Below are 24840 nucleotides of genomic sequence, written 5' to 3'. Positions count from 1 at the left end.
TACAGAAAATGAAAGAACATATTAGAACTTTACTGGAAGACCTTCTTCCTCTCGTAGATTTAGATTCGGACTTCCTTTTTGCCGAATTGGATTCTCTTGGCGTAACGACTATTTTGATGGTGCTGTCTCAGGAATATGGCATTGAACTAGAAGCTAAAGATGCCACTCCCAAGAACCTCCGTTCGCTTGACAGCATAGTCGAAATGGTAAACCGTAGGCTGGCAGAAAAATAAAGGTTATATGAACCGACTGGAAGATTATCTACGTGAACATGCACAATCTTCGCCCCAGAGGATTGCTTTCCAAAATTCCGATGGAATTTTGACTTATAGTGAACTATGGACGGCGGTCTGTGAACGTGCGTCGGAAATTGAATCCGAAACCTCCCGTGTCTATGTATTAAGATCCGCGCATGATTTTGATTTCATCATAGACTATTTCGCAGCTCACAAGGCCGGGAAAGTGGTTGTTCCTCTTGAAAAGGACTTGCCCGATGCTCAATTTCAGGGAATACTGGAATTGACATCGCAGGCTGATATGCCGGGAGATGTAACCGACATACTTTTTACGACCGGAACAACCGGTAAACAGAAAGGGACTATGATTAGCCAAGGTATCATTATATATGATGCTGAAAACTTGATTGATGCACAAGGCTTTTCTTCGAACCTGACGTTTATTATTACCGGTCCGCTTAACCACATAGGAAGTTTGAGTAAGATATGGCCGTCAATAATAGTTGGTGCTTCCATTTATATCATGGACGGGCTCAAAGACTTGCCAGCTTTCTTTAAGGTGGTTAAGGATGCTCCTTGGAAGGTGGCTACTTTCCAAGTTCCGGCCAGTCTCCGTATGATGATACAATTCGGTGAGAAACAACTAAGGGATTGTTCTGAAAAATTTGATTTCATCGAAACTGGAGCCGCTCCAATTTCGCAATCCGACATGGAGAAACTATGCGAATTGCTTCCGCATACTCGTCTTTATAATACTTACGCCTCCACAGAGACCGGAATAATCGCGACCCATAATTTCAACGGAGGATATTGTGTAGCTGGGTGCTTAGGAAAGCCGATGAAACACTCAGCCTTAACAATTGATGATGATGGGTTTATTGTATGTCAAGGTAAGACGCTAATGATTGGCTATTGCGGAGACCTGGATGAAACAAATCGTGTTCTCAGAGAGAATAAAATCTTCACGAAAGACAAGGGAATCCTCGATGAAGAGGGCCGATTGCAATTAGCCGGACGAGATGGAGATATTATAAATGTCGGAGGGTTCAAGGTAAATCCTGTTGAGGTTGAGGATGCCGCCCAGTCGATGCCGGAGATTGATGACTGTATTTGTATTCCATCACAGCATCCGGTATTAGGAATAGCACTCCGTCTTCTCTATGTTGTAAAAGAAGGTCTTTCCGTTGAGAAGAAAGCGTTAGCCAAACACCTTGCATCAAAGCTTGAAGGTCATAAGGTTCCTCAGTTATATACCCAAGTCGATAAAGTTGAGCGCACCTACAACGGTAAGCTCAACCGAAAAGCGTATAGCCCGAAGTAGGAATAACTTTGAAACTCATCTTTCCAATTGTCCATGTGGTGGTTGGGATAACGGCCTTTGAAGACGCGATAGCAGATTGGGGTTCCCTTGGGAATGCGTTTGCTGCCGTAGCCCATGCGGTCGATGTAGATGTCATAGCCTTCGGCTTTTAGACGCCGTGCTATATCGTTGGCGAAGTCTTGTATCGGACAATTTTTGTAAATTTCAGGGAAGTCGACAAAAAATGGAAGTTCATAGTTTTGATTTCTGATGCAAAGTTATTCCTCTCATATCGCAAAAGGTGATACAGCTTTACGAATTTTCAAAAAATAAATCAGAAATCAAAATCCAATCCGGCTTTTTTAGCTTGGGAATGCTGATGTTCCCTCGGAATATGGTATTGACGACCGTCTTTAATCAGATATGAGCCAGTCTGATGAAAGTTGAACGGTACTCCCGACTCCCGGCATTGTCTTTGCATATCAAGAACCCAGTTAAAGTCCAGAGGTCTGGCATATTTGCCGGATTCACCACCGACCGAGACCTCCTCAATCAATTCCGGATTGAGGTATTTGCTTATGTCAATCTTTTCTATCATTGGCGCGACAATTACCATGCGGTGCTTGATTGGCAATGAGAGAAATATCGGCAAACGATAATCTGCGCGGTCCTGATTTTCGACCGTGCACCCGATACCAACATGGTTATATCCTTCGCCCCAATCATCCGGGAAGCACTGCATAAGGCGTTCTATGCGTTTTGTGAAGAAAAAGAATGTGCAATCAGTCCGTTGGCGGATAATATCCCAGATTTCATCACGCCACTCATCGGCTTCTTCAATCAGAAAATCAGAGGTGAAGCACAGCGCAAATTCCGTGCCTGACGGAAATTTCCAATTCTTCTTTCTATCGCGCTTTATAGGTAGATTGAACGATGCCGTTTTACGCACTTCATTTGACGGTGTGACCGTGCCAAACGCCGCATCCTCACGGTAAACGTAACAATGCTTGCATCCCGTACTTATCTTGTGGCAACCATGCCACGGATTCCACATCGGCATAATTCAATCTCCGCAACTGTCAAGTCCTAATTGCACAATATCTTCTGAATCCTCAATCACTTCGGGACTGCACATCGACTCTTCCGCTGCTTTTACTGCGCGACGTGCGTCTTTGGCTTTCTTCTTAGCCTTGCGTTTGATCTCGTCCTCTATGAGTTGCTGTTTCAGAGATTTTACAACCTCAGGTTTTTCACGTTTGAAACGTTTCTCATATAGATTTTCAATGTGCTGTGGCAGTAGTGTCTTCCACGGTTCCTGCTTATGATTGTCAATCTTGCGAAGTGAATCCGGTTTGAATCCAAGTTCACGCGCCATCTGTACCTGCATGTCAGAAAGATGGTGACGCTTCTGCGCCACCATCCAGTCTTGTATGATTGTCCGTCTCGAAGCCATAACTATTGTTTCTTAGTATAACGCCAATCAAAGTTTTATAGTTGTCCTTTGCAGGGGCAATCGTTAAGGTGGTCATCTACGAAGCCTGTGGCTTGTAGATGGGCGTAGCAGATTGTTGAGCCGAAGAATTTGAAACCTCGCTTCTTCATATCTTTAGCGATTGCATCCGACTCAGGCGATGTGACCGGAATATCAGCCATTGTTGCCGGATGATTTACAACGGGGAAATCTCCGTGAAAGACAGACCTCAGATAGTTGAAGAAGCTGCCGAACTCTTTCTGAATCTCGATGAACAGCCGGGCATTGGAAATAGCCGACTGGATTTTACGGCGATTCTTGACTATTCCGTCAAATTTCATCAATCGCTCAACATCTTCTTCGGTCATGGCAGCAACTTTCTCAACATCGAAGTTGTGAAATGCCTCACGATAGCCTTCTCGTTTGCGCAGGATTGTTATCCAAGCCAGTCCAGCCTGTGCGCTTTCCAACGTGAGGAACTCAAAGAGTATATGGTCATCCGTGACAAGGCGACCCCATTCTTCATCGTGATATTTCACATAAAGAGGGTCGTCTCCGCACCACGGACAACGACTCAGTTTCTCAGATACCATTTTAATCCCAGTCATTAAGGTTGGCTATTATGCGGTCGATGTCACTTTCATCAAAAATCTCCGGCTGTTTCTCGTGACAATGACAGTCACCATCGCAATGACAACCGCATTCACAGGTATCCGTCAGTTCTTCGACTGTGTTCTCATTTTCATGTCCCATCTTACTTCGCCACCTCCTTCTTGAACTCGGCTGCGGGTTTGAAAGCCGGGATATTGTGAGCCGGGATAATGATAGTTGTATTCTTGGAGATGTTACGGGCAGTCTTTTCCTTGCGCTACTTTACGATGAATGAGCCGAAGCCACGGAGATATACATTTTCGCCGTGTGCGAGGCTGTCTTTGATTGAAGTCATCAGTCCTTCTACTACTGCGAGTACGCTCGCTTTCTCGATGCCAGTTGTCTTGGCAATCTCGGTTACTATTTCCGCTTTTGTCATATTATTTTTTGAAATTGGGTATGCAAAATTAGCGAAAAATCCTGATATTTGGAATAATAAGTTGCCTCTGTAGAGTCCAACAGCAAATGCAAAGTTAACCGACATTGGCGAAAAAGCGCTGTTTTGGAGAATCAAAGTTGATTTTCTCGCGAGGACGACGGTTTAATTTCTTCTGTATCTCCATTATTCATTTATCGGAGAAGTCATCGAAATTGGATTTTTTAGGGATATACCTTCTTATGAGTTTATTTGCATTCTCAATTGCGCCTTTTTGCCATGAGCAGTATGAATCAGCGAAGTATACGATAACTTTTTCGCGATTTTTCATGCTGAGCAGACGCGTTATCTCAAGATGTGCAGCGAACTCGCATCCATTATCAGTGGTGATTGTTCTCAAGGTGTCACGGTATGGATAAAGAAGCCTTGCCACAGTCTGTGCCGTCGGCATGGCTTTGCGTCCATGAGGAAGTTTCCGCATAAGAATAAAATTGGTGGATCGTTCGGTCAGGGTTAATATAACATGTCCGAACGAATCGACAATGGTGTCCATCTCCCAATCGCCGAAACGCGTGCCGTCGGCCTCTTCAGGGCGTTCATGTATGCTTGTCCTGTTGGCAATGTTGGTCGCCTTTGTGGGGTGTAAGGCCTTGGTTCTCCGGGTGTATTTCAGCCTATGAGGCATATGCGCGGCCAGTTTTCCGGATCTATCGGCATGAACATGATTATATATGGTCTGCTTTACGATATGGATGCCTTCCTTGCGTAGAACACCGGCAATCTGAGCCGGCGACCAGTCTTCGTCTATGATCAACTGCTCTATACGCCACCAGAGTTCAGGTGACTTACGATGATTGCCCTGAAGCCTATGTTTGCGTGCCTCTGATTTAGCCTGGGCATTAAACCAGACATACTCGCCATTGGAGTTGACATTGCGTGTCAGCTCCCTGCTCACCGTAGAGGTGCTCACGCCGATCTCTCTTGAAATGCGGCTTCTGCTCCAGCCCCTTTTTCTTCCAAGGTAAATTTCGTACCTTTGTTCCGAGGTTAAGTGTTTCATAATTAGCAATACAAAATTGCTTAATCTTAGGGAGACTTCGGTCTCCTTTTTTGTATTGCTGTTTACCTCTACAACATATCCTTTTGTCTGAGTTCGCTCTTGGGGGCGGACTCGCCCGCCCCCGCCGCTTAGGCATCCCCCTCCGAGGAGAGAGAAATACCTTTATTCAGCGAACTGCAACATAAAAACTGTGCGTTTCTATTTGGATTCTTCATAATAAGTTGCCTCTCGCCGCCTCCAAAGGCGGCCGAAATTTTTAGGATTTTGAGCGTAAATCAGCGGAGCAATTCTTCACAGGATTGCTCCGCTTGGCGTATATTACGACTATTGGCTATTATTGCTCCTTTCTGCAAGCCATTCATCGCGCCATTGGCGACAAAGTTCAATAGTGGGTGCTGTTGCTGAGAATAATTCGCCATCGGTATGACGATATTCGTATATCCATTGGAATTTCTTTGAATATGGGCGATAGGGATTGTAGGCTTTAGAGTATAGTTCTTGTCCCAACTTGGGAATTAAGAAGTCATATTCAGAATTGCACATATAATGTTTTGATTGTGACCTCCACCGGTGCGGTGGAGGTCGGGTTAAACTTATGCTCTCTTTCTCTCTGCTATCATCTTGATGTTGTCGCTGATGATTTTGGCAATGCGGTCTTGATATTGGCAGACTTTGTTGGCGAATGCCCTGCATTGGATGATTGAGTAGTCTTTGAGGGAGATTTCAATCGTAGCGATTGTCTTGTCCTTGATTTTTGCGGTGAAAACCAATGTGTTCTCTTTGAGGTAGTAGGACGATGAACCTACACAGATGTGCTGACGGCTTCCCTCATCATAATACTCGGCTACGGAGTTGAGGGTATGGACAACGATTTCTCCGTCTGTCATTACCAATCCAGTGTATCTGCCTTTGAGTTCCTCAAACTTGGCTTCATCTTCCTCCGCTCTCTTGCGGTCTTTCTCTCTCTGCTCCTTGATACGCTGACGTTCAGCCTTTGCCACATATTCATCGTGTACGGCTTTGAGGTCATTTGGCGCTACCAACGCGGGGGAATGGAGGTCTCTGCCCATTCTATCCAACATCTTGATGTAGTCAAACCACATCTGCGGGTCGTCAATCTTGTAACCTGCCCGACGTGCCACCTTGATTGTGTCCCAATATTTGTCAACCTCTTTAGGATGGTGGCAAAGGTAGCGGAACAATCCTTCCTCTCCGGCTTTCATCAGCGTCTCAGCCTTGGGGTTGGTGAGCAACTGCTGAAACATCGTCACAGGGTGTGCGCCATAGGCAAATGTTGTGTATCCGTTGCGCTTGATTGTGTCAGTAACCTTAATCCTCGGATACACCCATTGGTTGGCGATGTGCCAGAATGCGTCATTGTCGTGTCTGATTTCCAATGGAGAGCCAAAAGCGAATGAGTCAATGTAGTGACCCAATGTTCGCTGAAGCCCTACTACGGTGGTGTGTCCGTGCTTGTCAATCCAATAGGAGCCGATTTCAATGAAGCCGGGATTTGCCTTCATACCTTTGCGGAACTCCACAATCATCAGAAACATTCGGATTACTTGAAAATCCTTGACTGCGGTGATGATGTTGAAGTATGACCTCTCCCTTACAACTCGCAGGGTGGTAGCCTTGACCTCAACCGTTGCGCCACAATGTGGGCAACGGCACATTCCTTCCTCGGCTACCCATTCGTGACCGCATATCAGACATACGGCTTTCCCTTTCTTGAATTTAAGGGCATAGTTGTCGATTGTATGGGTCAGTGCCCACTGCTTTTGGGCGGTGGTGAGTGGGCGAAGCTGCCCACTCATTGCCAATATCTGCTCTTGCTTCTTATTTCTCGGTTTCATAGTCGTATGCTTTAGAAGTCATCTCCGAAGAGATTGGGTTGAACATTGATTTCTGCACCTGCTTTCGGTGCTGTGGCGGTGTGCTTGGGTGCGGTTGCCTTTGGCTGGTTCTGTCTGCGGAGTTCTCGGAGTTGTTCCTCCCTGTACTGCTCCATTGCCTGTTCCTTTGCCTCGGCTCTCTCGCTGTCGGTGAGTTCCTTTGCAACAGCTATCTTGCAGTTGACATTGGGGACATCCTCCAAATTTTCATCGTAATAATGAAGGATTAGACCGAACACGCTATCCGAGTCCATAATGGTGAGTCCGCTTTTCTGCACCTCGTGAGCCACATAGTTCAGTGCCTTTTCTAATGACTTCGCTGGATTTGCGTACTTGATAGCGAGGATAGGGTCGCTTGCGCAACGCTTCTCCATATAGTTACGGACAACCTCCATAACTGCGTTTGATGATTTCATTTCGTTTGCCATAGTCGTATATATTTTAGAATGTTAATACAAAGTATATCATTGCGATAAGGGTCAGTATGCTGATGAGCCACCCGATACCTCTTATCATCGGTTTCACTACCACCCAAAGGACAATCCCGATTATCATTCCGAGTATTATCCCGGCCACCTTAGTCAGCCGTCTTAATGCGGTATGAGCTGGTGATGGTGTGAAGCTCGTATTTCTAATATGTCGGTTATTTTGTGTCATAAGGCGATATTTTTTTATTTGATTTTCCGCTTAATGCGTCTAATCACTGTTTGAAGTATGTTCGCTCGTTTACTATCCCTGCGTGACGGGGAAATAGCGGGCTGTTCGCCGACGGCAGAAAAATACTACCCATAGGGCTGGAGATTTTTCTGACAGGCGGCAAAAGAATAGCCCGTTCCCGGCACGTTATTCCATCACGAGCGAATATGCTTTCCAATAGTTGATTGCATTATGCTGAAATTGCCGAATAAACATAGAGCCGAAGTGCCTCTTTGGAGACACAGAATAACCGACATACGGAAATGCTTTTCTGAAAAATCAGTCGAAGTGTTACCTACATGAAATTTGAATTGCCACACTCCCGGAAAGGCGAATGTATGTGACGGAATCAGGAAATGGAGGCTTGCCGTAATGAACGGAGGCTGTCACATTCTTTCGCATCGTGGAGTGCTTTCAACGGAAGAGTGGCGCGATGGCTAAAAGTTACGAGCAATGGAGCGGGCGTTAAGAATACGGAGTTGCAGATAAGCAAGAGCAGGATTGGCGAAGCTCCGGCTCCGGCGTTCAGCAACTCGGTGTTTAGCCCGCTCTCAACCATTGGCAATGCGGTCGTCGGTAGAGCAGCCTCCGGCAAACGCCGCGGACGGCATTGCCATCACATAACAATGTTTCGCTATGCGATAACAAGCTCAGCCGTCACGCCTCTCTGGAGTTTACATTGCTGAAAATCGCATCTGAATAAAGCATTGACCAGATTTAGCCTTGATTTTCTTGGAAACGCCAAAAATTATAGCTAATTTTGCAGCCAGCCTGTAATATAGGCTTAAATTTTAGATAAAATACAAAATGATACGCGAATTCTGGACTGAAAACTACCTGTCAATTCGGGAACGCCAAACGATGAACTTCGAGACGGACGGCGATGATGAAAACTGGATGAGTGCCGAAATCTCAAAAGGAGTTCATCTTGGCCGTGTGGGAATAATATTCGGAGCCAACGCTTCGGGCAAATCGAATATGCTCAAAGCGATGCAGAATGCTTTTGAACTTATGTTCATTGACCGTAAGGATCGAAATGAAAGAGTACATTCTGAAATGCCTTTTGCTTTGATCAAGAATCAGCCGACAAAGATGTTCGTGTCTTTTTATGCCGACGGTATCAGATATGATTATATGATTTCATATCTCGGAAGCCATATCATCAGAGAGGAATTGAATTACTATCCCAATAAGAGCAAGTCTCTGTTTTATGAACGCGAGTTTGTCGGTGAAGACAGACAATGCGAGATTAAATTTGGAACAAGCATCGGGATAAAGGCGAAGACCCTCCGGGTTCTGAAAGAGCATACTCTCAACAATCATTCGGTCCTCTCTACGTATGGAAAAGTGTCCTTGCCGGAAGACGCATGTAAGATTGCGGCACTGTACAATTGGATTAAGTCCCATGTACATGGAGTCAGCAATGACGGTGAAAGTCTCGTCTCTCTTTTGAAGGAAGTAAGTCAGGATGAGAAAAAGAAAGAATTCTTCATACAGATGTTGAAAAAGGCTGATTTCAATATTTCAAATTTCAGCGTCATATCGGATGGTGTCGAAAATCATGTGGAATTTGTAAATACATCAGATGAAGGTAACTTCATGTTGCCTCTCTCCACACAGTCTGCCGGCACAATTAAATATCTGGTTGATCTTAACTATCTGTATAATGCCATAACCGGAGACCATATCTACATGCTTGACGAATTAGGCGAGGATTTGCATTATGATCTGCTTCTGTATTATATTCAGGTTTTCCTTGCCAATTCGTGCCAATCGCAGTTGTTTTTCACAACACAGGAGATGACATTGCTTTCAGAAGATCAGTTTAATGAAAACCGTCAATCAGTGTGGTTCGTAGAGAAGTCATCTGAAACTGCGGCATCTGAATATACCCGCGCTGACAAACTCGGCCTCCGCAGGGAACACTCACTCTACAATTCCTATCGTATCGGTCGATTTGGGTCAAAACCAGTGTTGGGTTCACCGTTTGTATTAAATCAGGAATGAGCCATGCCAAAAGTAAGGAAACAAACCACTGTGATTATCGGCGAAGGCCCTACGGAGTTCTTCTATCTCAATTCATTGAAGGATGAGTTCCGCCAGTTACAGAGCATCAAACCGGACACTCCGAAGAATACGAGCCTGCGTGAATTGGAACGCTCGATTGAATCTGCAATAGCAATCGGATATGACAGGATTTTTTGTCTTATCGACATGGACAATAAGAAGAAAGACCCGACAAGTTGGGCAGCCTATTCTGAATTGAAACGGAAATATCATGGTAAGAAGGTCCATAATGAGAAAAAGGGACTCAATTATGAAGTCCGCTTCTTTGAGACTGACCGCTGCACCGAACTGTTCTTCCTTTATTATTTCAGATATACGGGACAAAACTATGCCGATTCAAAAAGCATAGAGGACGAGCTTTGCCGGATATGCGGCTACGAAAAAACTCAACGTTTTTTCAGGACACATCCATTGCATCAATATTTCCAGAAGAAAGGCGGCGATTGGGTAAGGGCGATTGAGAATGCCCTGAAATCTGATAAATGCCTGATTGACGGAGAACGGGATTATACTTATTCCGAAATAGGCTCAATGTTCAAAGAACTGGGAATTGTCTGATTTTTCAGTATAGTATGAAATAAGTCCCATCACAGCACGATGAGAAAAAAGCATGGCTATCACAATAACTTAATTTCGGCAATAAGCGGGTTCTATTGCCGAAATTAAGGAGGAGCGTGTTATTCCGAATTAATTCATAAACCTTGCAGTGTTCAATGACATTGAACATCCAGCAATAATTGAACAAAAAAAGATAAGCAATCAGGAAATTCAATAGAGCCGTTGTTACGTTGGGCACATGTCTTTACCGCGTGAACACCACGGTGTATTATAACTGGGATTGATGTAAAATGTGTCCTTGTTAAAAAAATGAATCCTGATATATTTGTAAAATTAGATTATTCTCCGCAATTTTGCATTATTCCCCAACACTCGGAGAATAATGCAAAATATCGTAGAACATGAAGGAGATAACAATCGCCGGACAGCGGATAGAGCTTAAAGAACTATCCATTCAAGACAAAAAAGGTCTATGGCTTGACCTCATTGCAAATTTCAATATGATGCAGTTTGAGTTCAATGGGCAAATCATGCTTTTGTTGGTGGCCAAAGGCGAGGTGGATTATACGAATGTGCAACGACGTAAGATTTCGGAAAGAATTGAAAGCGTCAAACACATTCCGGCTGTATTTTACTTTGACAATCTATTGACTTATGAGCGTGACCGGCTGGTGGAGCAGGGAGTGTATTTTGTCGTAGCCGATAAATTCGCATTTGTGCCGACATTGATTATCAACAGGCGGTCAACAAAAAGTGAGATTAAGGAATTGTTTTATCCGTCAACCCAATATATCATTCTTTATCATCTACAGATTGAGAGTCTTGACGGATTGTCGCTTAAAGAGTTGGAGGATAAAGTTCCTTATAAATATAAGACAATCGCTAAATCCATAAAGCAACTTGAAGCATTGGGATTGGTTCGTCTGGAAGGTAGCAGGAATAAGAAACTTGTGTTTGAACTGTCAGGGAAAGAACTTTGGAATAATGTGTCAACCAATCTGATTGATCCAATCAAAAGCATAGAATATACATCAGATGTATTTCCCGAAGGAGATGTTGGTGGAATCTCCGCATTGTCGCATTACTCAATGCTTGCACCGGAAGATGTCCCGACAAGAGTTTTGACTGCGGAGTGGGTGCGTGAACATAAATCTTCCATACCCGAATTGCACTCTTTTGAAGATACACAGTGCATCGAGATATGGAAATATCCACCGTTAGGCACTTCCGGCTATGTGGATAAACTGTCATTGTACCTGACATTGAAAGATGATAAAGATCCGCGGGTTGAGAAAGAAATTGAAATAATGATGAATGAAATAAAATGGGAGGAGGACTTGAAAAATTCAGGGAAGCATTTGCCGATTTCTCTGACAACTTTGTGATTATCGGAGACACAGCCTGCGATGAAGTCCTTTCCGAACATCCCTCAAACGAGCCCGGAGATTTCAAGAGAGACAAGATAATTGAGATTTGACAGCAGTATAAGGGCTAATATGCTGATTCCGATTGCAGAAACTTTAACATTTAGGATAGCGTGTACATCGCGGAAAATGATTAAATTTGCACTATCGGATGAAAAATGCCGAAGAACATTGAAACACTGTCGTGTGCGTAACGTGTACATCACAGGAAGAGCAATGTCAACAACTTGATTATCAATGCAAAGCATAAAGTTCGCCAACCCCACGCGGATCACAGAAACGCTGGACAGAAATGGACAGTAAATGTACAACTCCTACAATATCAAGGTGTTGTAAGAGTTTTTCTTTGTATAATGTCTGTGACCTAAGACACGAAAAGGTCACAAAAAGACACACTTTCGTGACCAATTCGTGACCTGTCCACCCTCTAAGATTTTAGGTCACGGAATGTCCAAAATTGGCGGTTTGTTGTCTTGATTTGTCCGTACTGCAAATATCTCATTTTCAGTTTATCAATTTAAGTTTGTAACTAAAAAAAGAGATTATGAGAAGTACTTTTAAGCTACTCTATTTCGTCAAACGAAATGCAGTAAAGAAGAACGGTAATGCACCGATTATCGCACGTATCACTATCGACCAAGTTGTAGCCCAGTTTAACACCAAACTGGAAATAAATCCGACTCACTGGAGCGTGGAATTAGGCAAGGCTTCCGGCAGAACCGCAGAAGCCGTACACATCAATTCCATGCTGGAAAGTATTCGTAGCACAGTTCATCAACATTACCATGCGTTAATGGCGCAAGACGGATATGTAACCGCAGAACTGGTAAAGAACGCTTTTTTAGGTAAGATAGCAAGGGAACGGACTTTGATAGAGTTCTTCAAACAGCACAACGAGCAGTATTTGCAAAAGGTCAAAATGAATACCGCAGACAAGACCTATTCACGTTATGAACTGACAAAGAAACGGCTTATGGAGTTTATGAAGTTTAAATACTCCGTTTCCGATATGCTCATTAAAGATATAAATGTGGTATTCATTGAAGATTTCCTGTTGTTTATCAAGAATAACTATGGGTGCAGCCATAATACGGCTATGAAGTTCATACAACGTTTTCGCACGGTAGTAAACTTTGCCAAGAATACGGGTTTAGTGACTGCCGACCCTTTTGGGAGTTATCGGGTAAGGTTTGAACGTACCGATAGGGATTATCTGACTATGGAAGAAATTACCACCATTTACAACCACGAGTTTAGCTCTAAACGGTTGGAGCAGGTACGTGATTTGTTCATTTTCAGTTGTTACACGGCACTTTCATACATTGATGTATGCGAGTTAAGGCAGGAGGACATTCGCACCGGATTTGACGGTAATTTGTGGATTATACGGAAAAGACATAAAACAAATGTTACATCTACTGTCCGATTGCTGGATATACCAAAAGCCATATTGGAAAAGTACAGAGACAAATTGCCAAACGGTAAGATTTTACCAGTTATCAGCAATCAGAAAATGAATGATTACTTAAAAGAAATCGCAGCCATTTGCGGGATTGAAAAGACCTTGACCTACCATGTAGCCCGGCATTCGTGCGCCACTTCGGTGCTGCTCGCAAACGGTGTTCCCATTGAAACTGTATCTAAGATTTTAGGTCATACCAACATCAGAACTACTCAAATTTATGCGAGGATTACCGATTTGAAAGTAAGTGGCGACATGGAAATGTTGGCTCAAAAACTGGACGTTCCAAATCGTACTGCCAGCCGTTGAAATCGTGTTATCGTCAGATAACAGCAAGGTGTGATTTGTGGCACACAAATCTGTTTTCCGTGCCGCAAAACACCTTGGGCAAATTCACTCCAAAGTCGTGTTGCCAATGAAAGAAAGACATTTCCTAACTAAAGATTTTTTCGCTCGTCGGGACGGGTGGTCCCGCCCCTTGCCGCTGGGCGTTCCCCGACCGATGAGTTTATTTTTGTAATTCTGCAATCTTGTTTTATTGAAATATTGATAGCCTGATTGATTGAAAGCAAGATTTCAAGAAAACTGGATTGATTGAAAACAATAAACCATTCAATATTGATTGAAATACTGAATGGTTTATTTATTATCAAGAATATAATTACTTGCGAAAAGAAAATAAAACTCGCATCATGTATCGTTTTCATCCATTCTTCGGAGCAGACTTTTTTGCAATGTCTCCAAATACCGAGTTCTATTTATTTTACGGCTTCGCATTTCCAAATAAGAATGATATAAATCACCAATATCTATACTGAACACATTTTCAAAATATCCTGCAATCTCTTTTAAAGTAGCCGTTCCTTTATTAAAATCCCCATTCGCTTCTAAAGCATAAATCAGTTCTACCAACGCCCTTTTAGAGCCAGTCCAACGCAAAATACTTTCTACAACCTGTCCGTTATCCGCTTTGCGCTGTACAATACGCTCCAATTCCTGCAATCTGTTAGTCAAATAGATTTTCAACAGTTCGTTAGTAATAATTTTAGCCACTTTAAAATCATATCCGGTTGAATATAGAGGGTCTTTATCAATATGGGAACTGTCTGTACATATTCGTAAATCATTTTGATTTCGGGTAAAATAGTATCTATCCAAATAAGTAGATTTAGAACGGTAATACTGGTAAAAGTCCAAATTCCTACTGAAATAGAATGTTAAACTATTTAGGGATATTCAGTTAATGGCTAACTGATTATTTGGCAGAGTTATAGATATTTTGTAACTTTACAAAGAACCCCCGATGAACCCATCACGGGCTTATTCGGGGGTAATTCTTAAAAATAAATGTTCGTGAAGTTACGAAAAATATCTGAGATTACGGCCACGTTGCCGTTTACCGAGTTCGATTTTATGCAAAAATATCGCGAGAGTTTTGCCGTAAGCGAGCTCGGGCGCATCCATGCGCAACTGCCATTGAAGGAGCTGGCAGAGAAAATCCGCTCGCATTTTCCCAAAACGCATCCTCAAGGCAACACGCCGATGTTCCCGCCGGAGGGAGAGGTGGCGCTGATGTTCCTCAAACCATATACCGGACAATCGGATGACGGCCTGATCGAGATGCTCAACGGCAACATACACATGCAGATGTTCTGCGGGGTGCTCATAGATCCCGCCAAGCCCATAAAGAACGGCAAGATAGTCAGTGCTATCCGTCAGCGCATAGCCGGAGTTCTGGACATCAGAGAACTGCAGAAAATCCTGTATGGCAAATGGGGCGGCTCGCTGAGAAACAAGGATTTGTGTCTGACCGATGCCACCTGCTACGAGAGCCATCTGCGGGTCCCGACAGATGTAAAACTGTTGTGGGAATGCTGCGAGTGGCTTCAATCTCTAATTGCAAAGACCTGCAAGGCGCAGAAGGAACGGCTGCCGCGCAACAAGTATCGTGATATTGACCGCGCAAGACTCACCTATGCCAAGCATCGCAAACACAGCAGGGCGGCCACTGTCAAACTCCGCCGTCGATTGCTCGGCTTGCTTTCCAAACAGATAGGGCAATGGAACAGAATCTGCAAGATACACACCGTTGACATCGCGCTCACCGCCGAGCAAAGCAAGCGTCTCTTCGCTCTTAAAGAGGTGTATCGACAGCAGAGAGCGCTTGCTCAGAAAAAGGAGGTGAAGAAACGCATCGTCAGCATAGACCGTCCGTACATCCGGCCCATCGTCAGAGGCAAGGAGAACAAGCGAGTGGAGTTCGGAGCCAAGGTCAACAACATCCAGATTGATGGAATATCATTCATCGAGCATCATTCCTTCGAAGCCTTCAACGAGGGCGTGAGATTACAGGAGTGTATTGAATATCAACAGGAATTGACCGGAGTCAAAGTCGCCAAAGTCGGAGCTGACACCATCTATGCCAACAACGACAACCGGCGGTACTGTACCGAAAACGGCATAACGACATGTTTTGTCCGCAAAGGCCCGAAGCCAAAGGATGAAAACACCGACATAAGCACAGCCCGACGAATAATCGGGACACTGCGCTCTACCGCCATGGAGGGCAGCTTCGGAAACCAGAAACAGCACTACGGTGTCAGCCGGATTGCTGCACGCAACTCCCGCAGCGAGACGCTGCTGCTCTTTTTCGGCATCCACATGGCAAATGCCGCAACGCTTGCCGCCCGACAACTCGCCATCGAAGAAAAGAAGAAACAGCGAGCGTGAAAAATCATACTGTCACCTCACCTCCGAAACATATCGGAGGCGAATCAGTGTATTCCTATCTGTCCGAAATGTCATATTTTATGCGCCGAGAATTGAAAATTTGCCCTCATAATCAAAACAGCACCGCCATAGGGCGACCACGCTCCATTTTCAGCTTGAAAAATCAAGCCATTAACTGAATATCCCTATTTAGTTCATTGTACAGATATTCTTTTTGCGCAACATCACTACCTGTTGGGAATTTACTTTCTATAACATAAATTTTGTTGTAGTACATATATTTACTTAATACTTCCGGCTTTAGTTCTTTAAAGAAATAGATTTCTTCCGCCTCGTCCCTAAACTGATAATTTACTGTATGCTTCCTAAGTTCATCACACAAAGGTCTAATAAAACGCATCATGTGTAACGCCCTATCAATCCCTATACATTCGTCAGAATTAGAAATATTTAGGGATATTCAGTTAATGGCTTGATTTTTCAAGCTGAAAATGGAGCGTGGTCGCCCTATGGCGGTGCTGTTTTGATTATGAGGGCAAATTTTCAATTCTCGGCGCATAAAATATGACATTTCGGACAGATAGGGATACACTGATTCGCCTCCGATATGTTTCGGAGGTGAGGTGACAGTATGATTTTTCACGCTCGCTGTTTCTTCTTTTCTTCGATGGCGAGTTGTCGGGCGGCAAGCGTTGCGGCATTTGCCATGTGGATGCCGAAAAAGAGCAGCAGCGTCTCGCTGCGGGAGTTGCGTGCAGCAATCCGGCTGACACCGTAGTGCTGTTTCTGGTTTCCGAAGCTGCCCTCCATGGCGGTAGAGCGCAGTGTCCCGATTATTCGTCGGGCTGTGCTTATGTCGGTGTTTTCATCCTTTGGCTTCGGGCCTTTGCGGACAAAACATGTCGTTATGCCGTTTTCGGTACAGTACCGCCGGTTGTCGTTGTTGGCATAGATGGTGTCAGCTCCGACTTTGGCGACTTTGACTCCGGTCAATTCCTGTTGATATTCAATACACTCCTGTAATCTCACGCCCTCGTTGAAGGCTTCGAAGGAATGATGCTCGATGAATGATATTCCATCAATCTGGATGTTGTTGACCTTGGCTCCGAACTCCACTCGCTTGTTCTCCTTGCCTCTGACGATGGGCCGGATGTACGGACGGTCTATGCTGACGATGCGATTCTTCACCTCCTTTTTCTGAGCAAGCGCTCTCTGCTGTCGATACACCTCTTTAAGAGCGAAGAGACGCTTGCTTTGCTCGGCGGTGAGCGCGATGTCAACGGTGTGTATCTTGCAGATTCTGTTCCATTGCCCTATCTGTTTGGAAAGCAAGCCGAGCAATCGACGGCGGAGTTTGACAGTGGCCGCCCTGCTGTGTTTGCGATGCTTGGCATAGGTGAGTCTGGCGCGGTCAATATCACGATACTTGTTGCGCGGCAGCCGTTCCTTCAGCGCCTTACAGGTCTTTGCAATTAGAGATTGAAGCCACTCGCAGCATTCCCACAACAGTTTTACATCTGTCGGGAACCGCAGATGGCTCTCGTAGCAGGTGGCATCGGTCAGACACAAATCCTTGTTTCTCAGCGAGCCGCCCCATTTGCCATACAGGATTTTCTGCAGTTCTCTGATGTCCAGAACTCCGGCTATGCGCTGACGGATAGCACTGACTATCTTGCCGTTCTTTATGGGCTTGGCGGGATCTATGAGCACCCCGCAGAACATCTGCATGTGTATGTTGCCGTTGAGCATCTCGATCAGGCCGTCATCCGATTGTCCGGTATATGGTTTGAGGAACATCAGCGCCACCTCTCCCTCCGGCGGGAACATCGGCGTGTTGCCTTGAGGATGCGTTTTGGGAAAATGCGAGCGGATTTTCTCTGCCAGCTCCTTCAATGGCAGTTGCGCATGGATGCGCCCGAGCTCGCTTACGGCAAAACTCTCGCGATATTTTTGCATAAAATCGAACTCGGTAAACGGCAACGTGGCCGTAATCTCAGATATTTTCCGTAACTTCACGAACATTTATTTTTAAGAATTACCTCCGAATAAGCCCGTGATGGGTTCATCGGGGGTTCTTTGTAAAGTTACAAAATATCTATAACTCTGCCAAATAATCAGTTAGCCATTAACTGAATATCCCTATTTATTTCGGTCTGTATCTGAAAGAGTAATTTACTAACGTAGCTTTTAATTGCTGCATATTCCATACTCACAACATATTGCGCTATAACACAATGTTATAAAGATAACCTAATACAATAATAAATAAGGTTATCAATCCAAAGAATATCCCTATCAGCCGCCAAGTCATTACTTTTTTCAACAGCGTAGCTTCGGGCAATGACAGCCCAACAACTGCCATCATAAAAGCAAGCGCAGTTCCTATGGGGATACCCTTAGCTACAAAAACTTCAATTATCGGTACTATTCCGGCAGCATTGGCATACATTGGAACTGCCAACACTACTGATAAAGGAACTGCAAACCAATTATCCTTAGACATATACTGCTCAAAAAATCCTTCCGGTACATAGCCGTGCATAAATGCACCGATACCGATGCCGATAAGGATATACAGAAGTACACCTTTGACAATGCCCCATGCTTCTTGCATGATAATCGGCAATCGTCTAAAGAACGGAGTATGCTCTTTTTCCCATGTTCCGGAGTCGGAAGTTGAGTTTTGCTGAATTTGTTTTACCCAATCACTCAAATAAGGCTCCAATTTCATCTTGCCCAAAATAAATCCACCTACCATACCTAACATAGGGATATTCAGTTAATGGCTAACTGATTATTTGGCAGAGTTATAGATATTTTGTAACTTTACAAAGAACCCCCGATGAACCCATCACGGGCTTATTCGGAGGTAATTCTTAAAAATAAATGTTCGTGAAGTTACGGAAAATATCTGAGATTACGGCCACGTTGCCGTTTACCGAGTTCGATTTTATGCAAAAATATCGCGAGAGTTTTGCCGTAAGCGAGCTCGGGCGCATCCATGCGCAACTGCCATTGAAGGAGCTGGCAGAGAAAATCCGCTCGCATTTTCCCAAAACGCATCCTCAAGGCAACACGCCGATGTTCCCGCCGGAGGGAGAGGTGGCGCTGATGTTCCTCAAACCATATACCGGACAATCGGATGACGGCCTGATCGAGATGCTCAACGGCAACATACACATGCAGATGTTCTGCGGGGTGCTCATAGATCCCGCCAAGCCCATAAAGAACGGCAAGATAGTCAGTGCTATCCGTCAGCGCATAGCCGGAGTTCTGGACATCAGAGAACTGCAGAAAATCCTGTATGGCAAATGGGGCGGCTCGCTGAGAAACAAGGATTTGTGTCTGACCGATGCCACCTGCTACGAGAGCCATCTGCGGTTCCCGACAGATGTAAAACTGTTGTGGGAATGCTGCGAGTGGCTTCAATCTCTAATTGCAAAGACCTGTAAGGCGCTGAAGGAACGGCTGCCGCGCAACAAGTATCGTGATATTGACCGCGCCAGACTCACCTATGCCAAGCATCGCAAACACAGCAGGGCGGCCACTGTCAAACTCCGCCGTCGATTGCTCGGCTTGCTTTCCAAACAGATAGGGCAATGGAACAGAATCTGCAAGATACACACCGTTGACATCGCGCTCACCGCCGAGCAAAGCAAGCGTCTCTTCGCTCTTAAAGAGGTGTATCGACAGCAGAGAGCGCTTGCTCAGAAAAAGGAGGTGAAGAAACGCATCGTCAGCATAGACCGTCCGTACATCCGGCCCATCGTCAGAGGCAAGGAGAACAAGCGAGTGGAGTTCGGAGCCAAGGTCAACAACATCCAGATTGATGGAATATCATTCATCGAGCATCATTCCTTCGAAGCCTTCAACGAGGGCGTGAGATTACAGGAGTGTATTGAATATCAACAGGAACTGACCGGAGTCAAAGTCGCCAAAGTCGGAGCTGACACCATCTATGCCAACAACGACAACCGGCGGTACTGTACCGAAAACGGCATAACGACATGTTTTGTCCGCAAAGGCCCGAAGCCAAAGGATGAAAACACCGACATAAGCACAGCCCGACGAATAATCGGGACACTGCGCTCTACCGCCATGGAGGGCAGCTTCGGAAACCAGAAACAGCACTACGGTGTCAGCCGGATTGCTGCACGCAACTCCCGCAGCGAGACGCTGCTGCTCTTTTTCGGCATCCACATGGCAAATGCCGCAACGCTTGCCGCCCGACAACTCGCCATCGAAGAAAAGAAGAAACAGCGAGCGTGAAAAATCATACTGTCACCTCACCTCCGAAACATATCGGAGGCGAATCAGTGTATCCCTATCTGTCCGAAATGTCATATTTTATGCGCCGAGAATTGAAAATTTGCCCTCATAATCAAAACAGCACCGCCATAGGGCGACCACGCTCCATTTTCAGCTTGAAAAATCAAGCCATTAACTGAATATCCCTAACATAATACCGCTAATCACATAAATAGGGATATTCAGTTAATGGCTAACTGATTATTTGGCAGAGTTATAGATATTTTGTAACTTTACAAAGAACCCCCGATGAACCCATCACGGGTGTATCTAACATTTGAAAAGGGACCCGGATAGCATTTGAAAAGGGGACCACCCGGGATGGGGATGCAAAGATAATTATATTTGTTGAGTCATCATTTCCTGAGTTTCTTTCATGCGGTATGATTTGCCTGTCATGTTAAGCAGTATAGCCTTGTGGGTCAGGCGGTCTACCATTGCGGTGACCAGTACTTTGTCGTCAATAATCTCGTTCCAGCGGTTGAAGGCGAGATTGGTTGTGACGACGGTCGTCTTCTTGTCGGTGCGGAGGGAGAGATGGTTAAAGAGCATCTCTGCGCCGGCCTTGTCGCAGGAGACGTATCCGAACTCATCACAGATGACCATGTCGTATCTCTCGAACTTGTTTTCCAGCGACCGGAGTGTCAAAGCGTTGCGGCACTCGCGTATCTGCGTGAGCAGTCTTGGCACGGATGTGAACAGCACCGAGTGTCCGGCATTACATGCGGCGATACCGAGAGCTGTCGCCAGATGAGTCTTGCCTGTTCCGGGATTGCCGTATAGAATGAGGTTGCGTCCGTTTTTGATGAAGTCGAGTGTCTCGAGTGTCGGGAGCGCTTTCCGGGCATCGGCGGGCAGAGCGTCGGTGTCGATTTCGTTAAGATAGCGAAGTTGCGGGAACCCTGCGTTTTTGATGCGGTGACGGCGCTGGTTTTCAGAGCGGTTCTCTTTTTCGCGCCGGAGCAGTTCGGCTGTAAACCGCCATAGGTTCCATTGTTCGTCGGCGCTCTGCTGTATAAGCAGGTCGATGTCGCGCCGCACAAGCGGGAGTTTAAGGTCGAAAGCGCATGAGCGAATGAGCTCCCGAAGTCCGTCACGGTCTGTTTCATGTATGTCTGTCATTGTCATTCAGTGTATTGGTTGTTTTTTGGGGGGGTATTCAGTCTGCCTGCGATGCGCGGGTATATTCCATAAATGATGAAAGCATGTCAAGGGTATGGCTTGCCGAACTTTCTATTTCAGCCTGTTGCGGGTCGGGAACGTTCGTTGCCGCGATATCGGCGGTTGACTGCATATGTCCTTCCGCCGAGATCATCTGAGCCTGTATCTGTTCAGATGAGAGGCGCTGGAGCCCGCGGGACGAAAGACTTGTGGCGGCACGGACGATGTCAGTGTATGCCAGATTGTTGTCGCGGGTGAACACAAGCAGTTCTATGAAGCTTCGCGGAGACTCGCGGAAGTGTTCGCGGTAAAGCGCCGCCACCGACGGATGTACCTGTTGCAGAGCCACAGACCGCCCCAGAGCGGCCGGTTTGCGCAGGAATGTACCCAGATAATGCATCAGGTCGATGACCCAGTCGCCGGAGCGTCGGCTTCGGGCATGATTGGCCACCTTGTCGCGTCCGTAAAGCACCACGATGCGCTCGGAATACAGCTTTACCGCCACCTGCGAGCCCACCAGACGGTCGGGCACAGAGTAGTGCACTCCGTCAACGGTTATCGTTGAATACTTTCCGACGCGGTACAGCCGCTGCTCGAAGCAGCCGATGTCACCGTGGTCCAACGGACGTAGCGCCGCCAGATCGGCCTGTATGCGCAGGCGTTTTTCTTCCGCCGACATGTTGGACGCCTCTGTGTTGAGCCTGTCGCAGACTGCCGCCAGATGCGTCTGCGCGGCATCCAGGGAGTCAAACCGGACCTCGAACGAGAATGCACGACGCCGGATATATTCCACCGAACGTTCCACCTTGCCTTTTTCCCATCCCGAGCGAGGGTTGCAGAAATGGGGTGTGAAACAGTAGTGTACCTCCATGCGCAGCAGCGCATCCGTGTGCTCGCGGTCGCGCCCGAGGAACTTCTTTACGGCGGTACGCATGTTGTCATAGGCCATCACGCGCGGGGTGCCCCCCAACTCCCGGAAGCAGTTGCGGTGGGCTTCCATAAGAGCCAGGGTATCTTCGCGCGAAAACAGATATGCCTTGCGCATATTGCTGTGGTCGAGGGTGAATACCGCCATGTGAAGGCGAGTCCTGACTCCACCGATCCACAGGGTAAGCACGCCCCAGTCGAACTCGCAACGGAATCCAGGCTCATAGTCCTGACGGATATATGCCTTTGCAGGCTTTTCTTGCGACTTCGGCGCTGCCTCCAGCGCACGGACATACTGACATACTGTGGAATAGGCGATACGCACGCCATCGTCCTGAAGACGTCGCCACATATCGAGCTTGCGCATCTGCTGCTTGTGCAATCCGGCAGCGACGTTCTCCCGGTTGCGGGCGATAAAACCATCGATGCGACGGCGGACATCATCGGTCACAACACGCCTGACGCGTCCGCTGCTGTCATACTTCGGCCTGGTCAGCAGATAATCGTCAACCTCCCGCTCTGTCGGTGACGGGCCGGCCTCTCTCTCGAACTCGCGCAGATACTTGCGCACGGTCTTGCGGCTCATGCCGTTGCGGCGCGCTATCTCGCGGATGCTCATCCCCTCGCGGCGATGAGACAGAATAATGGATGTTTTTTCCTCCATGTGTAGCATTTTGTGGAATCGTTGATGTCGTTCTTTCTAATCAACGATATCCGGTTGAACTTACCCATGGGGTGGGTCCCTTTTCAATTGCTCTACCTGGGTCCCTTTTCAAATGTTAGATGCACCTTTATTCTTATCCGATTGTTTTTTTGCGAAGTCCTTTCCATATTGAGAACACCGAGTAAACGATTCTCTGTATGGTGTCGAGGTTTCGGGCAGCTCTCGACGACTTGCGTTTTATATTGTCCTGCTGAAGATTGTGGTCCAGCCCCCAGTGCATGCATTCTATCGACCAGTGGTTGCGTACGATGGTTCCGGGCTGCGGAGTATCCGTGGGCATACTGCTGACGTACAGGCGTTTTTCTGAGGTGTGTACTCCTGTTGACTTTTTGACTGTGGAGGATTCATACTCTATGATGGTCATGTTTCCGCCCCATTTCTTCTTGTCTGCGATAATGTCCGGTCCGTCATATACGCGGTAGGTTCCCGTCTCTATCCTTCCGTGGGCCAGTTCGGGACCTTCGGTGTAAGAATATACCGGTGTGTGTTCCACCGGCCTGTCCTCAATGCCGTATCGCAATGACGGCTGGCTGGCTTTGAGTTCTATCAGAAAGTCTCCGCCTTTCTTTCTGATTTTCTCGACAATGTCCTTCTGCATAGACATGGCGTCGGCTGTGACAATCTTTCCTAAGATATCTATTTTATCAAGAAGTATCGGTACGGCCTTTATCCCGTTGCTCTTTTCATTACAGGCTTCGGTGGCGATTGTTATGCCGGTGTTGAACGAATAGGCCGAGACGATATCCGGGCTACGCCCGTTTTCCTGAACGGTGCCGCGCTCGGCCTTGCCGTCCACACAGACTATCTCCCTGTCACGACATGCCTTAAACAGTTCGTTATGGAAGTTTTCGGCAAATACCTGCATACTGTCCGCCATGGCCGGGTCATCGATGCCGTTCTCTACCCGGCAAAGGGTTGCCACCGATGGAATCCCATTCTTCAGCATCCCCATTTTACGGAATTTATTAAGATTATATTTGCCGAACGCTATTATATCGGAACGTCCGACATGCCCGCACGTCCGTCCGAGTATCATCAGAATGATGATGTCGTTGAGTCGATGCCGGATGTTTCCTTTGTCGCATCTGCGGAAATCAGGGACTGAGGCGGCAAAATCCATCAGCCGTTCCGGAATACTGCCCTGTGGAACGAATTTATTACTTTTGCGGTGTGATTGAGCTTATGCGCGTCAATCGAAAGGCTTTGGTCAAGTGGCTCCATTTTTATGTAACTGTTTGATATTCACCCATAAAGTTACTGAAAATCTACCACTTGACCAAATTTTTAATACACTTATTTTCTTGAAAATAAGTGGTTAAGCTCTCTCCATCCGAACTGCCCTCGCTATAAAATAACACATTTCTCGACAATGAGACGGAATCTTAAATGAAAGAACCGTGTGTTTAGTATGGTATGTTTAGAAAATATTTTAAAAAAAGCGACAAAAAAATTTGGACAATTCGAAAAAAGTCCATACCTTTGCATCGCTTTTGAGAGATAACACTTCTCAAAACTAAAGAACGATTCGCTAGCTCAGCTGGTAGAGCACAACACTTTTAATGTTGGGGTCCTGGGTTCGAGCCCCAGGCGGATCACGAAAGGGTTCGGAAGAACACCGCAAAGCACTGAAATCAGTTGATTTTCAGTGCTTTTTCTTTTTGGTGAAATTGCAGGATAACGCAGAATATTACCTACAGGCGTGTACAAAACGTGTACATCGTGTTTCGTGTACAAAAATGTACACGGTTACACGGAAAGGCCCGCAACAGGTTGAGGACTGCACATTTGCAGAAA

Annotated in this window: 20 protein-coding genes, 1 tRNA gene and 3 pseudogenes; 9 read left to right on the top strand and 15 right to left on the bottom strand. The window is 46.0% G+C overall.

Going from position 1 to position 24840, the window contains the following annotated elements:
* Positions 1-8 precede the first annotated feature (8 nt).
* On the top strand, positions 9-233 hold the full coding sequence (locus ADH68_RS11800) for an acyl carrier protein (protein WP_068960657.1): 225 nt from the start codon (positions 9-11) through the stop codon (positions 231-233).
* 7 nt (positions 234-240) lie between these two features.
* Positions 241-1557, top strand: coding sequence for a class I adenylate-forming enzyme family protein (locus ADH68_RS11795; RefSeq protein ID WP_068960658.1), 1317 nt, complete (start codon positions 241-243; stop codon positions 1555-1557).
* 313 nt (positions 1558-1870) lie between these two features.
* Here the strand turns inward: ADH68_RS11795 and ADH68_RS11790 are convergent, their stop codons facing one another.
* From ADH68_RS11790 to ADH68_RS11755, 8 genes and pseudogenes are all read right to left on the bottom strand, one after another.
* Complete coding sequence (locus ADH68_RS11790; RefSeq protein WP_068960659.1) at positions 1871-2596, bottom strand: DUF5131 family protein; 726 nt, start codon at positions 2594-2596, stop codon at positions 1871-1873.
* A gap of 3 nt (positions 2597-2599) precedes the next feature.
* Positions 2600-2989 carry a hypothetical protein gene (locus tag ADH68_RS11785; protein WP_068960660.1) on the bottom strand — a complete coding sequence of 130 codons (390 nt, stop codon included), beginning with the start codon at positions 2987-2989 and terminating at the stop codon, positions 2600-2602.
* A gap of 35 nt (positions 2990-3024) precedes the next feature.
* On the bottom strand, positions 3025-3615 hold the full coding sequence (locus ADH68_RS11780) for a DNA-3-methyladenine glycosylase I (protein ID WP_068960661.1): 591 nt from the start codon (positions 3613-3615) through the stop codon (positions 3025-3027).
* A 146-nt stretch (positions 3616-3761) separates the two neighbouring features.
* Positions 3762-4142 (bottom strand): annotated as a pseudogene (locus tag ADH68_RS11775) (HU family DNA-binding protein).
* Positions 4132-5094, bottom strand: a pseudogene (locus ADH68_RS11770) (IS30 family transposase). The pseudogenes ADH68_RS11775 and ADH68_RS11770 overlap by 11 nt, the downstream one beginning before the upstream one ends.
* 324 nt (positions 5095-5418) lie before the next feature.
* The gene (locus ADH68_RS11765) at positions 5419-5637 is read right to left on the bottom strand and encodes a DUF3873 family protein (RefSeq protein ID WP_084274009.1); all 219 of its coding nucleotides are present in this window, start codon (positions 5635-5637) and stop codon (positions 5419-5421) included.
* A gap of 50 nt (positions 5638-5687) precedes the next feature.
* Entirely contained in the window at positions 5688-6950 is a 1263-nt protein-coding gene (locus tag ADH68_RS11760; protein WP_068960662.1) for a PcfJ domain-containing protein, read from the bottom strand.
* Between the two features lie 11 nt (positions 6951-6961).
* The gene (locus ADH68_RS11755; RefSeq protein ID WP_157755894.1) at positions 6962-7405 is read right to left on the bottom strand and encodes a PcfK-like family protein; all 444 of its coding nucleotides are present in this window, start codon (positions 7403-7405) and stop codon (positions 6962-6964) included.
* A gap of 1087 nt (positions 7406-8492) precedes the next feature.
* Here ADH68_RS11755 and ADH68_RS11745 point away from each other — a divergent pair.
* The 4 genes from ADH68_RS11745 (at position 8493) to ADH68_RS11730 (ending at position 13505) form a co-directional block, all read left to right on the top strand.
* Positions 8493-9692 (top strand): AAA family ATPase, encoded by a 1200-nt coding sequence (locus ADH68_RS11745; RefSeq protein WP_068960664.1) that lies wholly within the window; start codon positions 8493-8495, stop codon positions 9690-9692.
* Positions 9693-9695: 3 nt separating this feature from the next.
* A complete protein-coding gene (locus ADH68_RS11740) occupies positions 9696-10310 on the top strand; it encodes an RloB family protein (protein WP_068960665.1) in 615 nt (204 codons plus the stop codon).
* A 401-nt stretch (positions 10311-10711) separates the two neighbouring features.
* Positions 10712-11695 carry a MarR family transcriptional regulator gene (locus ADH68_RS11735; RefSeq protein ID WP_068960666.1) on the top strand — a complete coding sequence of 328 codons (984 nt, stop codon included), beginning with the start codon at positions 10712-10714 and terminating at the stop codon, positions 11693-11695.
* Positions 11696-12278: 583 nt separating this feature from the next.
* On the top strand, positions 12279-13505 hold the full coding sequence (locus ADH68_RS11730; RefSeq protein WP_068960667.1) for a site-specific integrase: 1227 nt from the start codon (positions 12279-12281) through the stop codon (positions 13503-13505).
* A 381-nt stretch (positions 13506-13886) separates the two neighbouring features.
* Here the strand turns inward: ADH68_RS11730 and ADH68_RS11720 are convergent, their stop codons facing one another.
* Positions 13887-14432: an RteC domain-containing protein gene (locus ADH68_RS11720; protein ID WP_255201374.1), complete on the bottom strand. Its 546-nt coding sequence runs from the start codon at positions 14430-14432 to the stop codon at positions 13887-13889.
* Positions 14433-14543: 111 nt separating this feature from the next.
* Here ADH68_RS11720 and ADH68_RS11715 point away from each other — a divergent pair, with 111 nt between their 5' ends.
* Complete coding sequence (locus ADH68_RS11715; RefSeq protein WP_088294828.1) at positions 14544-15926, top strand: transposase; 1383 nt, start codon at positions 14544-14546, stop codon at positions 15924-15926.
* Between the two features lie 163 nt (positions 15927-16089).
* On the opposite strand, the gene ADH68_RS11710 is transcribed toward ADH68_RS11715, so the two are convergent.
* The 3 genes and pseudogenes from ADH68_RS11710 to ADH68_RS11700 form a co-directional block, all read right to left on the bottom strand.
* Positions 16090-16329 (bottom strand): RteC domain-containing protein, encoded by a 240-nt coding sequence (locus ADH68_RS11710; RefSeq protein ID WP_068960669.1) that lies wholly within the window; start codon positions 16327-16329, stop codon positions 16090-16092.
* A 236-nt stretch (positions 16330-16565) separates the two neighbouring features.
* Positions 16566-17948 (bottom strand): transposase, encoded by a 1383-nt coding sequence (locus ADH68_RS11705; RefSeq protein WP_088294827.1) that lies wholly within the window; start codon positions 17946-17948, stop codon positions 16566-16568.
* A 202-nt stretch (positions 17949-18150) separates the two neighbouring features.
* Positions 18151-18693 (bottom strand): annotated as a pseudogene (locus ADH68_RS11700) (permease); the annotation flags it as partial.
* 119 nt (positions 18694-18812) lie between these two features.
* Between ADH68_RS11700 and ADH68_RS11695 the strand changes: the two are divergent.
* Positions 18813-20195 carry a transposase gene (locus ADH68_RS11695; protein ID WP_068960596.1) on the top strand — a complete coding sequence of 461 codons (1383 nt, stop codon included), beginning with the start codon at positions 18813-18815 and terminating at the stop codon, positions 20193-20195.
* 378 nt (positions 20196-20573) lie between these two features.
* On the opposite strand, the gene istB is transcribed toward ADH68_RS11695, so the two are convergent.
* From istB to ADH68_RS11680, 3 genes are all read right to left on the bottom strand, one after another.
* Entirely contained in the window at positions 20574-21356 is a 783-nt protein-coding gene (istB, locus tag ADH68_RS11690) for an IS21-like element helper ATPase IstB (RefSeq protein ID WP_068961956.1), read from the bottom strand.
* Positions 21357-21393: 37 nt separating this feature from the next.
* The gene (istA, locus tag ADH68_RS11685; protein WP_068959738.1) at positions 21394-22995 is read right to left on the bottom strand and encodes an IS21 family transposase; all 1602 of its coding nucleotides are present in this window, start codon (positions 22993-22995) and stop codon (positions 21394-21396) included.
* A 124-nt stretch (positions 22996-23119) separates the two neighbouring features.
* Positions 23120-24166, bottom strand: a complete 1047-nt coding sequence (locus ADH68_RS11680; RefSeq protein WP_232321493.1) for an ISAs1 family transposase — start codon at positions 24164-24166, stop codon at positions 23120-23122.
* A gap of 402 nt (positions 24167-24568) precedes the next feature.
* Between ADH68_RS11680 and ADH68_RS11675 the strand changes: the two genes are divergently transcribed.
* A tRNA-Lys gene (locus tag ADH68_RS11675) sits at positions 24569-24641 on the top strand.
* Positions 24642-24840 lie beyond the last annotated feature (199 nt).

This window comes from Muribaculum intestinale, from assembly GCF_002201515.1.
In the GTDB taxonomy this organism is placed as follows: domain Bacteria; phylum Bacteroidota; class Bacteroidia; order Bacteroidales; family Muribaculaceae; genus Muribaculum; species Muribaculum intestinale.
The sequence above is the reverse complement of the archived record's forward strand: the minus strand, read 5'-3'. Positions and strand labels throughout refer to the sequence as shown.